16 protein-coding genes are annotated in these 14,332 nt (G+C 59.7%); 7 read left to right on the top strand and 9 right to left on the bottom strand.

Annotated features, from left to right (window positions below):
* Positions 1-3: 3 nt before the first annotated feature.
* From nqrF to TL5118_RS14005, 6 genes are read right to left on the bottom strand one after another with little or no spacing between them, the layout of a single operon-like run.
* Positions 4-1,227: an NADH:ubiquinone reductase (Na(+)-transporting) subunit F gene (nqrF, locus tag TL5118_RS14030; RefSeq protein ID WP_058242729.1), complete on the bottom strand. Its 1,224-nt coding sequence runs from the start codon at positions 1,225-1,227 to the stop codon at positions 4-6.
* Positions 1,228-1,240: 13 nt separating this feature from the next.
* Positions 1,241-1,849 (bottom strand): NADH:ubiquinone reductase (Na(+)-transporting) subunit E, encoded by a 609-nt coding sequence (gene nqrE, locus TL5118_RS14025; RefSeq protein WP_058242728.1) that lies wholly within the window; start codon positions 1,847-1,849, stop codon positions 1,241-1,243.
* Positions 1,849-2,502: an NADH:ubiquinone reductase (Na(+)-transporting) subunit D gene (locus TL5118_RS14020; protein ID WP_058242727.1), complete on the bottom strand. Its 654-nt coding sequence runs from the start codon at positions 2,500-2,502 to the stop codon at positions 1,849-1,851. Before TL5118_RS14020 ends, nqrE begins: the two co-directional genes overlap by 1 nt.
* Positions 2,502-3,323 (bottom strand): Na(+)-translocating NADH-quinone reductase subunit C, encoded by an 822-nt coding sequence (locus TL5118_RS14015; RefSeq protein WP_058242726.1) that lies wholly within the window; start codon positions 3,321-3,323, stop codon positions 2,502-2,504. The genes TL5118_RS14020 and TL5118_RS14015 overlap by 1 nt, the downstream gene beginning before the upstream one ends.
* Positions 3,316-4,515, bottom strand: a complete 1,200-nt coding sequence (locus TL5118_RS14010) for an NADH:ubiquinone reductase (Na(+)-transporting) subunit B (protein ID WP_058242725.1) — start codon at positions 4,513-4,515, stop codon at positions 3,316-3,318. Before TL5118_RS14010 ends, TL5118_RS14015 begins: the two co-directional genes overlap by 8 nt.
* A gap of 3 nt (positions 4,516-4,518) precedes the next feature.
* Positions 4,519-5,862: a Na(+)-translocating NADH-quinone reductase subunit A gene (locus TL5118_RS14005; protein WP_058242724.1), complete on the bottom strand. Its 1,344-nt coding sequence runs from the start codon at positions 5,860-5,862 to the stop codon at positions 4,519-4,521.
* Between the two features lie 177 nt (positions 5,863-6,039).
* Between TL5118_RS14005 and TL5118_RS14000 the strand changes: the two genes are divergently transcribed.
* The gene (locus TL5118_RS14000; RefSeq protein WP_058242723.1) at positions 6,040-7,059 is read left to right on the top strand and encodes an FAD:protein FMN transferase; all 1,020 of its coding nucleotides are present in this window, start codon (positions 6,040-6,042) and stop codon (positions 7,057-7,059) included.
* A 15-nt stretch (positions 7,060-7,074) separates the two neighbouring features.
* On the top strand, positions 7,075-7,317 hold the full coding sequence (gene nqrM / locus TL5118_RS13995; protein ID WP_058242722.1) for a (Na+)-NQR maturation NqrM: 243 nt from the start codon (positions 7,075-7,077) through the stop codon (positions 7,315-7,317).
* Between the two features lie 81 nt (positions 7,318-7,398).
* On the opposite strand, the gene TL5118_RS13990 is transcribed toward nqrM, so the two are convergent.
* On the bottom strand, positions 7,399-7,584 hold the full coding sequence (locus tag TL5118_RS13990; protein WP_370701681.1) for a hypothetical protein: 186 nt from the start codon (positions 7,582-7,584) through the stop codon (positions 7,399-7,401).
* Positions 7,585-7,671: 87 nt separating this feature from the next.
* Between TL5118_RS13990 and TL5118_RS13985 the strand changes: the two genes are divergently transcribed.
* The gene (locus TL5118_RS13985; protein ID WP_058242721.1) at positions 7,672-8,196 is read left to right on the top strand and encodes a CBS domain-containing protein; all 525 of its coding nucleotides are present in this window, start codon (positions 7,672-7,674) and stop codon (positions 8,194-8,196) included.
* Between the two features lie 47 nt (positions 8,197-8,243).
* On the opposite strand, the gene TL5118_RS13980 is transcribed toward TL5118_RS13985, so the two are convergent.
* Together TL5118_RS13980 and TL5118_RS13975 are read right to left on the bottom strand one after the other, a co-directional pair.
* On the bottom strand, positions 8,244-9,155 hold the full coding sequence (locus TL5118_RS13980) for a sugar kinase (protein WP_306345405.1): 912 nt from the start codon (positions 9,153-9,155) through the stop codon (positions 8,244-8,246).
* Positions 9,152-9,850: a GntR family transcriptional regulator gene (locus tag TL5118_RS13975; protein ID WP_058242720.1), complete on the bottom strand. Its 699-nt coding sequence runs from the start codon at positions 9,848-9,850 to the stop codon at positions 9,152-9,154. Before TL5118_RS13975 ends, TL5118_RS13980 begins: the two co-directional genes overlap by 4 nt.
* A 161-nt stretch (positions 9,851-10,011) precedes the next feature.
* On the opposite strand from TL5118_RS13975, the gene uxaC reads away from it, so the two are divergent.
* Genes uxaC through TL5118_RS13955 form a run of 4 tightly spaced genes read left to right on the top strand, consistent with a single transcriptional unit; the run spans position 10,012 to position 14,323 of the window.
* The gene (uxaC, locus tag TL5118_RS13970) at positions 10,012-11,418 is read left to right on the top strand and encodes a glucuronate isomerase (RefSeq protein WP_058260800.1); all 1,407 of its coding nucleotides are present in this window, start codon (positions 10,012-10,014) and stop codon (positions 11,416-11,418) included.
* A gap of 26 nt (positions 11,419-11,444) precedes the next feature.
* A complete protein-coding gene (locus tag TL5118_RS13965) occupies positions 11,445-12,428 on the top strand; it encodes a TRAP transporter substrate-binding protein (RefSeq protein WP_058242718.1) in 984 nt (327 codons plus the stop codon).
* A 57-nt stretch (positions 12,429-12,485) separates the two neighbouring features.
* A complete protein-coding gene (locus tag TL5118_RS13960) occupies positions 12,486-13,043 on the top strand; it encodes a TRAP transporter small permease (RefSeq protein WP_058242717.1) in 558 nt (185 codons plus the stop codon).
* A complete protein-coding gene (locus tag TL5118_RS13955; RefSeq protein WP_058242716.1) occupies positions 13,043-14,323 on the top strand; it encodes a TRAP transporter large permease in 1,281 nt (426 codons plus the stop codon). Before TL5118_RS13960 ends, TL5118_RS13955 begins: the two co-directional genes overlap by 1 nt.
* Positions 14,324-14,332 lie beyond the last annotated feature (9 nt).

The raw sequence follows: 14,332 nt of genomic DNA, 5'->3' as shown, positions 1-14,332 counted from the left end.
TGATCAACCACCAAAGTCGTCGAGCATAATGTCTTCGCGGTCCACACCCAGATCGAGGAGCATGTTGATCACCGACTGGTTCATGATCGGCGGACCACACATGTAGAACTCGCAGTCCTCAGGCGCGGGGTGGTTCTTCAGGTATTCTTCGAACAGAACGTTGTGGATGAAGCCGGTGTAGCCTTTCCACTCATCCTCAGGCAGGGCGTCGGACAGGGCGACGTGCCAATCGAAATTGTCAAACTCAGCCGCCAGCGTGTCGAAGTCTTCGACAAAGAACATCTCTTTCTTCGACCGCGCGCCGTACCAGAAGGTGATCTTGCGATCGCGGTTCTCAAGACGCTTCAGCTGGTCAAAGATGTGGCTGCGCATCGGCGCCATACCGGCACCACCGCCGATGAAGACCATTTCTTTCTGGGTGTCGCGGGCGAAGAACTCACCAAACGGACCCGAAATGGTGACCTTATCACCGGGTTTGAGGTTGAAGATGTAAGACGACATCTGACCGGGCGGAATACCCTGCGAACCCGGAGGCGGCGACGCCACCCGCACGTTGAGCATGATCAGACCCTTTTCATCAGGGTAGTTCGCCATCGAATAGGCGCGCTCAATCGGCTCGGTCACAGTGGATTCATACTGCCACAGGTTAAACTTATCCCAGTCCTCATGGTATTCTTCACCAATGTCGAACTCTTTGTAGGACAGTTTATGCGCCGGGGCTTCGATCTGGATGTAGCCACCTGCGCGGAAGTTCACATCCTCACCCTCGGGCAGTTCCAGCACCAGGTTTTTAATGAAGGTCGCCACGTTGTCGTTGGAACGCACGGTGCATTCCCACTTCTTCACGCCGAACACTTCTTCGGGCACTTCGATGTCCATATCCTGCTTCACGGCCACCTGACAGGACAGGCGGTCGCCACAGGCGGCTTCACGCTTGGTGATGTGGCTTTCTTCGGTCGGCAGGATCGACCCGCCGCCCGAATGCACGCGCACACGACACTGCGCACAGGTGCCACCGCCACCACAGGCGGAGGGCACGAAGAGTTTCTGATCGGCCAGCGTCTGCAGCAGCTTGCCGCCCGCAGGAACCGATACGGTTTTCTCACCGTTGATGGTGATCTGAACATCGCCGGTCGAAACCAGTTTGGAACGGGCCGCCATAATGACGATCACCAGAGCCAAAACGATCAGCGTGAACAGGAGGATTCCAAGTCCAAAGGTTGCCATGCCAGATCTCCTATCAGAGTTTCACGCCGCTGAACGACATGAAGGCCAGGGCCATGAGGCCGGCAGTGATAAAGGTGATCCCGATGCCTTGCAGCCCGTCGGGGATATCCGAGTATTTCAGCTTCTCGCGCACACCGGCCATTGCGGTGATTGCCAATGCCCAGCCAAAGCCAGAGGAGACACCATAGGTGACCGATTCGGCCAGGTCATAGCCACGTTCCACCATGAACAGCGAGCCACCCAGGATCGCGCAGTTCACCGTGATCAGCGGCAGGAACACACCCAGCGCGTTGTAGAGCGGCGGGAAATACTTATCGAGGACCATCTCCAGGATCTGCACCAGCGCGGCGATCACACCGATGTAGGAAATCAGCCCCAGGAAGGTCAGATCAACATCAGGGAAACCAGCCCAAGCCAGCGCACCCGGAGCCAGCAGATAGGTCAGGATCAGGTTGTTTGCGGGGACGGTGATCGATTGCACGATCATCACCGAGATCCCAAGGCCAATCGCCGTCGAGATCTTTTTGGACACCGCGATGAAGGTACACATGCCCAGGAAGAAGGCCAGGGCAAGGTTTTCAACGAAGATGGCCTTGACGGCGAGGGAAAGCAGACCTTCCATCAGTGGGCCTCCACGGTTTGAATTTTATATTCGCGCTCTTCCACCTGTTCAGGCTTGATCGTGCGGAATGCCCAGATGATCAGGCCGATGATGAAGAAGGCAGAGGGCGGCAGCAGCAGCATACCGTTCGGCACATACCAGCCACCGTTGTTCACGGTTTCCAGAATGGTCACACCGAACAGGGTGCCGGCGCCAAACAGTTCGCGGATCACGCCAACCATCATCAGGATCAGGCCATAGCCCAGACCGTTGCCCACACCGTCAAGGAAGGAGGCGACCGGCGGGTTTTTCATGGCGAAAGCTTCGGCGCGGCCCATCACGATACAGTTGGTGATGATCAGACCCACGAAGACCGACAGGGTTTTCGAGATTTCAAAGGCATAGGCCTTCAACACCTGATCAACCATGATCACCAGCGAGGCGATGATGACCATCTGCACGATGATCCGAATCGAGCTGGGGATCTGGTTACGGATCATCGAGATGAACATCGACGAAAACGCCGTCACCAGGGTCACCGCGATGGACATAACAAAGGCCACCTGCAACGACGAGGTCACCGCCAGCGCCGAACAAATGCCCAGAACCTGCAGAGTGATCGGGTTGTTGTCGACCATCGGGTCGACCAGCAGTTCTCTTTTGGTCTGTGCCATCAGATTTCTCCTGCTTTGAGGTTGGTCAGGAACGGAGCAAAGCCGGCTTCGCCCATCCAGAATTTCACCAGGTTGTCGACGCCGCGCGATGTCAGGGTGGCCCCTGCCAGCGCATCTACGTGGAACTCAGCACCTGCTGCCGGGGCAGCTTTGGCGACGGTGATCTGCAAAAGGCCATCTTCATCGGCCAGTTTCTTGTCACGCCACAGCGCTTTCCAACGGGGGTTGTCGACCTCGGCGCCCAGACCGGGGGTCTCGGCGTGGCTGTAGAACTGCAGACCGTAGATGTCGTTGCCGTTCTCTTCCAGCGCGATGAAACCGTAAAGCGTCGACCACAGACCGTAGCCGTGGATCGGCAGGATCACCTTGTCGATGGCGCCTGCATCGTCACGCAGCAGATAGACGGTCACGAACTTCGACTTGCGAGCGATACCTGCGGGATCGTCGGTCAGTGCAACCGAGGTTGCCGGATCATCCGCAGCGGCGCGGTCGTCAAAGGTCTTGGCGTCAAACTGATCGGTGAACTCACCGGTTTCCAGTTCCAGCACATGCGGTTCGAAGGCGGCAAAAGCCTCAACCACGTCGACGTTTGGATCATAGACGCCTGCAACCTGCAGAATGTTGACCTGCTTGTCCTTCAGCTTGTTGACCTCTTGCATCGGGCGCAGCGCAACAGCCACGGCCGACACGATCATCGAGGCGATCAAACACAGGGTAACGGCAACAAACAGCGTCTTGGGCAGCGAATCCGCGGGCATTGCCAGGAAACGGCCGATAGCGCCTTTCGGGGCGGTGTTTTGCACGTTCTGATCCTCAGACATTGCGACGGGCCCTCCGCTTGATGTTGGCCTGTACGACGAAGTGGTCGATCAGCGGTGCGAAGACGTTGCCGAACAGGATCGCCAGCATCATACCTTCGGGGAAGGCCGGGTTGATCACACGGATCATCACAACCATGACACCGATCAGCGCACCGTAGATATAGCGGCCCATGTTGGTGTGACTGGCCGATACCGGCTCCGTCACCATGAAGACCAGACCAAAGGCGTAGCCGCCGATGACCAGATGCCAGTACCACGGCATCGCGAACATCGGGTTGCTGTCCGAACCGATGACGTTCAGCAGATAGGAGAAGCCGATCATCCCTGCCAGACAGCCCAGCACCAGACGGTAGTTGGCGATCTTGGTGATCAGCAGGAAGGCCAGACCGATCAGACAGGCCAGCGTTGAGGTTTCCCCGATCGAGCCCGGAATGGTGCCGATGAAGGACGACGACCAGCTCATGCCCTGTGCGGCCAGTGCCTGAACACCGTCCGAGGCGGTCACGGCCAGCGCGGTTGCACCGGTGAAGCCATCCACAGGCACCCAGATCGCATCACCCGACATCTGCGCCGGATAGGCAAAGTACAGGAATGCACGACCGGTCAGCGCCGGGTTCAAGAAGTTTTTGCCAGTACCGCCAAAGACTTCTTTGCCGATGACAACACCGAAGGAAATGCCCAGAGCCACCTGCCACAACGGGGTCGAGGCCGGCAAGATCAATGCATAAAGCATCGAAGAAACCAGGAAACCTTCGTTCACTTCGTGACGACGCACGGTGGCGAACAGCACTTCCCAGATACCGCCCACAACCAGCGTGGTGATGTAGATCGGCAGGAAGTACAGCAACCCGTGCATGAAGTTTGCCAGCGGGTTCTGCGGGTTAAAGCCGATGCCGAAAAACTCGATGATGGCTGCACGCCAGCCGGTGGCCGGGAAATCAGCCAGCGCCGTGTTGGCCTGCAGACCCACATTGTAAAGGCCCATCAGGATACAAGGGATCGTCGCGATGACCACATAGGTCATGATCCGCTTCATATCGACGTAGGAGCGCGCATGCGGGGCAGCGGTGGTGACAGTTTTCGGGGTGAAAAGAAAGCTCTCGACCATCTCGTACATGGGGAAGTACCGCTCATAGCGGCCACCCTTTACGAAATGGGGCTCGATGCGATCAAAGAAACTACGGACGCCCAAGCGTTAGCCCTCCTTCTCGATCTTGGTGAGGCAATCGCGGAGCGCATCGCCGTATTCATATTTCGCGGGACAGGCAAACCCAATGAGACCCAGATCCTCTTCGTCGAGTTCCAGGGCCCCGAGGGCCTGTGCCTGGTCGGTGTCCATGATCAGCATGGAGCGCACCAGCTGCGTTGGCAGGAAGTCCTGCGGCATCAGCTCTTCGAAGGTGCCCAGCGGCACCATGGCGCGGCGGCCACCGTTCAGGTTAGAGGTCAAAGCGTAAAGCTTCTTCGAGAAGGCAGAGCCCAGAACCGGCTGCACCGCGTATTTCGACGCCATCGGGCGGATCCAACCCATCGGGATCTGTTTCTGGTCTTCTTCGATCAGGGTGATCTGGCGCGCATAGCGGCCCAGATAGGCGCTGGGGCCTTCGCCGGCGCGGCCTGACAGGATCGACCCCGAAATCATGCGCACGGGCACGTCGGTTTCCAGATCCTCGGCCAGCAGCTCAACCATGGATGCACCGGCAACGGTCTGCACCAGACGGGGCTGTTTCATCAGCGGGCCGGTCAGCGCCACAACGCGGGTCGCGTCATAGGTGCCGGTTTCCAGCAGGCGGCCGATGGCAATCACATCCTGATAGCCAATGGTCCAAACGGTTTTTGCAGCAGTCGGCGGCTCAAGGAAGTGCATGTGTGTACCTGCAAGTCCCGCCGGGTGCGGCCCAGAAAAGCCAACGGCCTCAACCCCGTTCAGATCACCACCGGGCACATCGGCCCCGATTTCCTGACAGAGGTAGGTTTTGCCTTCGCTCAGACCCGCGATCGCCTCCAGACCTTTGCGGAACGCATCCGGTGCCAGCGCGATGATCTTGGCAGCATCCCCCGCCAGCGGTTCCGAATCCATTGCCGTCACATAAAGGGCAGCCGGACGCGACGCCGGATCAGGCACCTTGGAATAGGGCCGGGTGCGGAAGGACGTCCACAGACCCGCAGCACAGAGCCGTTCAGCCAGCCCCTCTGCGGTTGCGATGTCACCAACGGCGGAGAAGTCCACCGGCGCGGCCGCATCGGCGTCCACTTCGATCTCAACGCTGATCAGGGCGCGGCGGGCGCCACGGTTGACCGCCTTCACCCGACCAGACACCGGTGCCACGACTTTGACGTCAGGCGTGTCCTTATGGGCAAAGATTGGCGCGCCAGTGGCAACAACGTCGCCTTCCTGCACTGCCAAACGAGGTTTGAGACCGATGTAGTCGGCGCCAAGCACGGCGACGTTCTTCACATCGATTGGGGTAACATCCCCCTGATCCGGTGCTCCGGTCACAGGGAGGGCGAGGCCTTTTTTCAGTATAAACTGCTGCACGTCCACTACGCTTTCGCTGACACGGGCGCGCGAGGGGGTTCGCCGCCCATTTCGGGGCACCGGATAGTCGATGTCAAAGGGGTAAACACGGGCCAAACACAGATTGCGTCAATATGTCGCAAGTCACTGCCCGCGCGGGTGCGTATACGTCTGCCCAGCAAACAAGAGAGTCTCCTCGTGACCCAAAGCATCAAATTCTCCCGCCGTACCGTTCTGTGGCTCCCCCTGGCGCTGGCCGCCTGCCAATCGCGCTCGCGCGTGATTGAGCTGTCGGGTGTAACCATGGGCACGACGTATAAGATTACCGCAGTTGACCACAAAAACGCCGTAACCGAAGCTCAGGCTCAGGATGCCGTCAACATGGCCTTCGCCCGTGTTAACACCCTGATGTCCAACTGGGATTCCGGCTCGGAAGTGTCGCGCCTGAACGCTTCGAACAGCACCGCGCCGATGACCGTTTCGGCTGAGCTGGCCGAGGTTTTGAACGCCGCCCAGGACATCAACGCGCTGAGCGACGGCCAATTTGACGTCACTCTCGGTCCGCTGATCGATCTGTGGGGCTTTGGGGCCAATGGCGCAACCAACGCAGCCCCTGCTGAGGCGGAAATCACCCGCATCGCAGCCGCGACCGGTCAGAAAAACGTGCTGGAGATTCGCGGAAATCAAGTCGCAAAACGCAACGCGGATGCGACTGTGTATCTCTCTGCGATCGGCAAAGGCTTCGGTGTAGACGCCGCAGGCAAAGCGCTGGCGGCACTAGGTCTGCAAGACTACATGGTCGAAGTCGGCGGCGACATCGTCACCGCTGGCAAAAACCCAGATGGCATGGACTGGCGCATCGGTGTTGAGACCCCGCTGGCCGCATCGCCCGCGCTGCAGCAGGTTGTAGGTCTGTCGAACATGGGTCTGGCCACCTCGGGTGACTACCGCAACTACTTTGAGCAGGACGGTAAGCGCTTCTCGCATATTCTGGACGCCAAAACCGGCCGTCCCGTGACCCACCGCACCACCTCGGCTACCGTGCTGGCAGAAAACGCCATGCTGGCAGACGCTTGGGCCACTGCGATGCTGGTTCTGGGCAAGGACCGCGGCATGGAAATCGCCAAAGAACAGAACCTTGCCGTTCTCTTCATTGAACGCGGCACCAACGACTTCGTCACCACTGCGAGCCCGCGTTTCGACGCGTTGCAAGCCTAATCAGGACCGAACACCGTGGAAACATTCCTGTTCACCTTTGGTTTTTTCTGCGTGGTTATGCTCGGCATGTCGCTGGGCGTCATGCTGATGGGCAAGCGGATCAAGGGCAGCTGCGGTGGGTTGAATGCAATCTCGGATGCGGATCAATGTCTGGTCTGCAAGAAAGAGATCGATCCTGACAGCCCGCTGCGCGAACGCCTGGCCTGCCCACGCGCCCGCAAGATGCTGGAGCAGATGGATGCCGAAGACGGCCAGTAAGCGAAAGCTTCCTACAGTTCATGCGAAAAACGCGGCCCCTCAGGTGCCGCGTTTTTTCATGTCTGGCGTTCCGCCCTTCGATCAGTTGGCCATCGGCGTGAACCCCAGGATCAACAGGCACACAGCGGCAATCACCCCAAACAGCCACAGCTGCCAGCGCGGCCCCTCAGCCTTCCATGTACGCCGATAGCGATAGCCAGCCACCACCGCGACAAAGAACAAAACGGTCGCAATCGCCGGTGTCAAAGACAGGTCATTCAGGGGCAACAATTTGATTTTCCTTGCACGATGGGTCTCAGCTGGGCTTCACTGACATAACACAACGGGTGCAATCAAGCCTGGAGGAGAGGAAAGATGCCAACATCATACCAGCCACCAACCCGCGGCGACAGCAGTGACAGTCAACGCACGGCAAGCCAGACCCTAACGAGCAACACCTCTGAAGATATTGCAACTGTAGGTCAGCTGCTGGCCGATAAGAACACCGATGTGATTTCAGTGCGCCCCGAAGACACGCTGCGTCAGGCGGTGGAGATCCTGAGCGAGAAGCGGATCGGTGCTTTGGTTGTCACGGATGATGCCGGTGACCTGCGCGGCATCCTGTCCGAACGCGACATCGTGCGTAAACTGGCCGAAACGCCGGGCCAGACCCTGCCCCAGCAAGTGGCCGAAAACATGACCCGTGAGGTGCAGACCTGCGCGCCGGAGGATGCGCTGATCTCGGTGCTGCGCCGCATGACAGACGGGCGGTTCCGCCACATGCCGGTGATCGATCATGGCAAGCTTTGCGGGATGATCACCATCGGTGACGTGATCCAATATCGCCTGCGATCTCTGGAACATGAGGCGCTGCAGCTGAAACAGCTGATCGTCGGATAAGATCGATGCAAGGCCCGCCATCCCAGCGGGCCTTTTCCTTGCCGTGATTACAGCTGAACCAAAGCGCCCGGCGCCTGGATCACCCGGGCCGACAGGGCACAGCCTGCCGAAACCGATGCCGCCAGATCCGCCCCCCCGATCCACGCCGCCAGCATCCCCGCGTTGAAGGCATCACCTGCTGCTGTTGTGTCGACCAAATGCGTCACCTTCTGCGGGCTCACCTCTTCCACCCCTTCCGGCGTCAGGATCCGTACCGCGCCGGGCCCGTCCTTGACGATCACCACCGCGCAGCCCTGGGCCTGATAACGTGCCCCTGTGGCAGCCGGGTCCGCGTCACCAAAGTGCTCGGCCTCATCTTCGTGGGAGGGCAGCACCACATCGCTGACCCGCGCCGCTTCGGTGATCCATTGGCGCATGTCATCGCCGCTCTGCCACAGGCGCGGCCGCAGGTTCGGGTCAAACACCACAATCGCACCCCGATCACGGGCTGCACTCAGATACTCCAGCAGGTTCTGCCGCCCCTGCCCCAACAGGATCGCCATTGTGATGCCGCTGAAAAACAACAGATCGCCCTGCCCTGCCACCGGCAGGCGATCAGGATCCGCTGCCAGCTGCCGCGCCGCCGAGGCGCTGCGCCAATAGGAAAACGAACGTTCGCCGTCCTTGGTTTCGATCAGGTAAAGGCCAACACTAGTTTCAGCCACCTCTTGCAGGGCGGGCGTGATGCCGCTGTCCGCCACAAAACTGCGCAATTTGGCTGAGGCCGCATCACTTCCGATGGCGGAGGCATAACACACCTCGCCCGCAGCCAAAGACGCCTGCAGATACCACGCCGTGTTGAACGTATCGCCAGCATAGCCCAACCGGTAGAGGCCATCCTGCGCCGGGGCCAGCTCAACCATGCATTCGCCAATCGCAATGCAGCGACGCACAGCCGTCATCCGTTCTGTCATGGTCATGCGCCGGCATCCTCGAACAGCTCAGGATGGCGGCCGCGAATGATGCCTACCATTTCAAACACATGGCTCAGATGGCGGGTCAGATGTTCCTCAGCGCTGACCACATCCCCTTTGCGAAAGGCGGCCATAATGTCCAAATGTTCGCCATAGGCGCGTGGACCATTGGCCGGCAACGACAGACGGCGAACCCGGTCCATATGGGCCTTTTGCTCGCGGATCAGCGACCAGGCAAAGCCCTGGCCCGAAATTTCGCAAATCTTGCGGTGAAACGCGTCGTCCAGATCGTGGAACTCAGCCGAGGCATCGCGCTCAATCGCACCTTTCTGCCGGTCCAGCAGATCATCCAACGCAGCCAGATCGCTGTCTGTTGCCCGTTTAATCGCTTCCCGCAGGCAGGCCAGTTCCAGCGCGGTCCGAACAAAGGCTGCCTGGTGCACTGCAACCTCTGAGATTTTGGAAACCAAGGTGGCACGCTGCGGCCGGATCAGCAGGAAGCCCCGCTCGCTGAGCCGAAAGAAAGCATCGCGCACCGGCTGGCGTGACACATCCAGCTGCCGGGCAACATCCGCCTCAGACATTTTGGTGCCCGGTGGCAGCTCCAGCGCAACAATCGCGTCATGCAGCTTGCGATACACCAGATCCGTGGTGGTGGTAGCGGGCCGCGATTGCAGCGCCGCGAAAGGCAATTCGGTCATTCTAAACGTCCGTCACTTTGGCCATGCGGGTGTCATCCATGCCCCTTTTGTAAGGCCAGTAAATTCTCCCGAGTCACTATGGCGCAATCTGGATTTTGACTCAACTACTAATCTAGCATATTAGTTTACCAGAACAGCAACGAATCACCACAAGGATTCCTATGGGCCTGCTTGATCCCAACCGCCTTTTCCCTGCTGAACCGGGCCTTCGCGCCATCGCGCAACACCTTTATGACGGGGTGCGCGACCTGCCGATTGTCAGCCCGCACGGGCATTGTGATCCCCGCTGGTTTGCCGAAAACACGCGGTTCCCCAACCCGGCGGAGCTGTTTGTGGTGCCCGACCACTATGTGTTCCGCATGTTAGTGTCCCAAGGGGTAGATCTGGCGGATCTGGGTGTGCCGCGCAGTGATGGTGGCGCAGTCGAAACCGATCCACGTGCCATCTGGCGCCGGTTTGCCGCGCATATGCATCTGTTCCGCGGCACGCCTTCTGCGATCTGGCTGAACCACGCTTTTGAAACCGTCTTTGGCCTGACAGAGCCGCTGAACGCGGACACAGCGGATGCCTATTACGATCATATTGACGCCAAGCTGGCGGAACCGGCCTTCCGTCCCCGCGCGCTGTTTGACCAGTTCAACATCGAAGCGCTGGCCACCACCGAAGGCGCCTTGGATGATCTGCAATGGCACCGCGCCATTCGGGACAGTGACTGGCAGGGACGCGTCATCACCACTTACCGCCCTGATGCCGTGGTGGACCCCGATTTTGAAGGTTTCCTTGAAAACCTTGAGGCGTTCGGCGCATTGACCGGCGAGGATATCACCACCTGGGAGGGCTATCTGAACGCCCACCGCAAGCGCCGTGCCTATTTCAAAGACTTCGGCGCCACCGCCAGCGATCACGGCCACCCCACCGCCCGCACCGAAAACCTGCCCCAGCTGGAAGCGGCCGCCCTTTTTCAGATGGTGCGCACCGGTCAGGCCACCGCTGAGGAGGCTGAGGCGTTTCGTGGCCAGATGCTGACCGAAATGGCCCGGATGAGCCTTGAGGACGGGCTGGTTCTGCAAATCCACCCCGGTTCCCGCCGCAACCATTCGGCGCAAGTCTTTGCCGGTTATGGCCGTGACAAAGGCTTCGATATCCCCGGCCGCACCGATTACGTCGCAGCGCTGAAACCGATGCTGGATGCCGTCGGGATGGAGAAAGACCTGACAATCATCCTGTTTACATTGGATGAAACCACATACGGACGCGAACTGGCACCATTGGCGGGCGCCTACCCCGCCCTGCGCCTCGGCCCGCCTTGGTGGTTCTTTGATAGCGCCGAAGGCATTCGCCGCTTCCGCGAAACAACAACCGAAACATGCGGGTTCTACAACACCGTCGGCTTCAACGACGACACCCGCGCCTTTTGCTCGATCCCTGCCCGGCACGATGTGTCGCGGCGGTCCGATTGTGCATTTCTTGCCCAACTGGTCGGCACAGGCCGCCTGAGTGAAGGTGAGGCAACCGAGGTCGCTTACGACCTTACATATCGTCTGGTGAAAGAGGGCTATCGCCTCTGATCCGGTCAACAAACTGGGAGGAAGACATGAAACTGGGAACTATGTCCTTTGCCGCAGCCGCCTGCACGGTGGCCATGGCCGGCAGTGCTTTGGCAGAATGTGAAATCACGCTGCGCTCGTCGGACACACATGCCGACGGCTATCCAACCGTCGCCGCTGTGAACCACATGGGCGATCTGGTCAAAGAACGCTCGGGCGGGCGCATCTGTATTGAGGTGTTCCACTCGGCGCAGCTGGGCGAAGAGAAAGACACCATCGAACAGACACAATTCGGGGTGATCGACCTCAACCGCGTCTCGATGGGCCCGTTCAACAACATCATTCCGGAAACTCAGGTGCCCTCGCTGCCCTATATTTTCCGCTCAACCGACCATATGCACAAGGTGCTGGACGGTGATGTTGGCGCCGACATTCTGGCCGCATTCAGCAACCATGATCTGGTTGGCCTGACCTATTATGATGCGGGCTCGCGCAGCTTCTACAACAGCCAGAAGCCGATCACTTCGATGGACGATCTGGCCGGCATGAAGTTCCGCGTAATGCAGTCGGATCTGTTTGTGGACATGGTCGCCGCACTGGGCGCCAACGCAACCCCGATGCCCTATGGTGAGGTCTACAGCTCCATCCAAACCGGCGTGATCGACGGTGCGGAAAACAACTGGCCGTCCTACGAAAGCTCGGGCCATTTTGAGGTTGCCGGCTACTACACCCTGGACCAGCACCTGATGGTGCCAGAGGTTCTGGTGATGTCGAAAATGTCCTTCGACAAACTGTCGGCGGAGGATCAGGCGATCATCCTGCAGGCCGCCAAGGATTCGACCCCGGTCAACCGTGAACTTTGGGCCGCCCGCGAAGCCGCCTCTGAGGAGAAGGTGCGCGCTGCCGGCAATGAGATCATCACCGACATCGACAAAGCCCCCTTCGTGGCCGCGATGCAGCCGGTTTATGACAAATACGTCACCGACCCGGCCCTGCAGTCACTGGTCGCCCGCATTCAAGCGGTAGAATAAGCAGATCGGGTCGTGCGGGCCATCCCGCGCGACCCACCATCAAGGCGGAGGGGCAGGATGCAACGCTTCCTGATGCGCGCGGCGCATTTCACCAACCTGATCGGCCAGACAGCACTGTGGCTGGCGGGGTTGGGTGTGGTCTTTATGACTATCATCATCTTTTTGCAGGTTTTTGTACGCTACGTGCTGAACTCATCCCTGCCCTGGACAGAACCGGGGGCCGTCATGGTCATGGGCTGGTTCATCTTCCTTGGCGCGGCCGTGGGCGTGCGCGAAGGCTACCATCTGGCCTTTGACGTGGTGCTCTACTTCATCCCGGAGCGGCTGAAGCTGGTGTTCTTCTCAATCTCGGACCTTGTGGTCATGGCCTTTGCCGGGGGCATGGTCTGGTACGGCATCCAACTGGCGGTCAAAACTGCGGGCAACAAACTGCCCTCCCTTGGTGTTTCAGGCGCCTTTGACTTTGCCCCGCTGGTCGTGGGTGGCGCGCTGATCATTCTCTTCTCACTTGAACGGCTGCTGCGCCGTGCCGCGGGCCTGCCCACAGCGCGTTTCGGCACCGACGACGACCCGAACGGAGGCCCCGGCGCGATGCGCCCGGTGGAGGCACAATAATGGAACTCTGGATTCTCTTTGGCACCTTCAGCTTCTTGCTGCTGATCGGCACACCCGTCGCCTTCTGCCTTGGCGCCTCGTCCTTTGCGACGGTTGCCTATCTGGGCCTGCCGCCCGTGGTGGTGTTCCAGCGCCTGAACTCGGGCGTGTCGGTCTATGCGCTGATGGCGATCCCCTTCTTCATCTACGCCGGTGACCTGATGGTACGGGGTGACATTGCCCGTCGCCTTGTCGCCCTGGCAGGCGCCATGGTGGGCCATTTCAAAGGTGGGCTGGGGCAGGTCAACATTCTGGCCTCCGTCATGTTTGGCGGCGTCTCAGGCTCCGCTGCGGCAGATGCCTCGGCCGTGGGTGGTCTGATGGTGCCGCAGATGAAGGAACGCGGCTATGGCACCGACTATGCGGTCAATATCACCGTCGTCTCCTCCATCATCGCGCTGATGCTGCCGCCCAGCCACAACATGATCATCTATTCGATCTCAGCAGGCGGCAAAATCTCCATCGCGGATCTGTTCACTGCGGGCATCATCCCCGGCTTCATGCTGGCGCTTGCGCTGATGATCACCGCCTATATCGTCGCCAGCCGCCGCGGCTACCCGGTGGAGGCTTTCCCGGGTCGCAAAATGCTGGGGGTGCTCTTTGCTTCAGCCGTGCCTGGCCTCATTCTGGTTGCGATCATTTTCGGCGGCGTGCGTTCCGGCATTTTCACCGCCTCGGAAAGCTCCAACATCGCGGTGGTCTATGCGCTGTTTGTGACCCTGCTGGTCTATCGCACCCTCAGCTTCAGCGAATTTGTTGCCGCCACCAAAGGCGCCGTGCGCACCACGGCCATGGTTCTGATGGTGATCGGCTCCGCCGCTGCATTTGGCTGGCTGCTGGCCTTCCTCAAGGTGCCCGCCAATGTGGTGGATTTTCTGAAGTCGCTCTCGGACAACCCCTTTGTGATCATCCTGTTGATCAACGTGGCGCTGCTTCTCTTGGGCACCTTCATGGACATGTCGCCGCTGATCGTGATCACCACGCCGATCTTCCTGCCGGTGGCCACGGCCTATGGCATCGATCCGGTGCAGTTCGGGGTCATCCTGGTGCTGAACCTTGGAATTGGCCTGTGCACACCGCCCGTTGGGGCCGTGCTGTTTGTCGGCTGCGCCGTGGGCCGCGTGCCGATTTGGGATGTTGTGCGCTCGATCTGGCCATTTTACTTCGCCGCTGTCGCGACGCTGATGCTGGTCACCTATGTGCCTGCGCTGTCGCTCTGGCTGCCATCCCTGTTCCACTGAGGTCGCGAC

The sequence above is a fragment of the Thalassovita autumnalis genome (assembly GCF_001458255.1).
In the GTDB taxonomy this organism is placed as follows: Bacteria; Pseudomonadota; Alphaproteobacteria; order Rhodobacterales; family Rhodobacteraceae; genus Thalassobius; species Thalassobius autumnalis.
Note: the sequence above shows the minus strand (reverse complement) of the source record. Positions and strands in the feature narration are given on the sequence as shown.

Bases quoted from the DNA above. Each gene is read 5' to 3' on its own strand.
- nqrF (WP_058242729.1), bottom strand. From the start codon at position 1,227: ATGGCAACCTTTGGACTTGGAATCCTCCTGTTCACGCTGATCGTTTTG.
- nqrE (WP_058242728.1), bottom strand. From the start codon at position 1,849: ATGGAAGGTCTGCTTTCCCTCGCCGTCAAGGCCATCTTCGTTGAAAAC.
- TL5118_RS14020 (WP_058242727.1), bottom strand. From the start codon at position 2,502: ATGGCACAGACCAAAAGAGAACTGCTGGTCGACCCGATGGTCGACAAC.
- TL5118_RS14015 (WP_058242726.1), bottom strand. From the start codon at position 3,323: ATGTCTGAGGATCAGAACGTGCAAAACACCGCCCCGAAAGGCGCTATC.
- TL5118_RS13985 (WP_058242721.1), top strand. From the start codon at position 7,672: ATGCCAACATCATACCAGCCACCAACCCGCGGCGACAGCAGTGACAGT.
- TL5118_RS13980 (WP_306345405.1), bottom strand. From the start codon at position 9,155: ATGACCATGACAGAACGGATGACGGCTGTGCGTCGCTGCATTGCGATT.
- TL5118_RS13975 (WP_058242720.1), bottom strand. From the start codon at position 9,850: ATGACCGAATTGCCTTTCGCGGCGCTGCAATCGCGGCCCGCTACCACC.
- uxaC (WP_058260800.1), top strand. From the start codon at position 10,012: ATGGGCCTGCTTGATCCCAACCGCCTTTTCCCTGCTGAACCGGGCCTT.
- TL5118_RS13965 (WP_058242718.1), top strand. From the start codon at position 11,445: ATGAAACTGGGAACTATGTCCTTTGCCGCAGCCGCCTGCACGGTGGCC.
- TL5118_RS13960 (WP_058242717.1), top strand. From the start codon at position 12,486: ATGCAACGCTTCCTGATGCGCGCGGCGCATTTCACCAACCTGATCGGC.
- TL5118_RS13955 (WP_058242716.1), top strand. From the start codon at position 13,043: ATGGAACTCTGGATTCTCTTTGGCACCTTCAGCTTCTTGCTGCTGATC.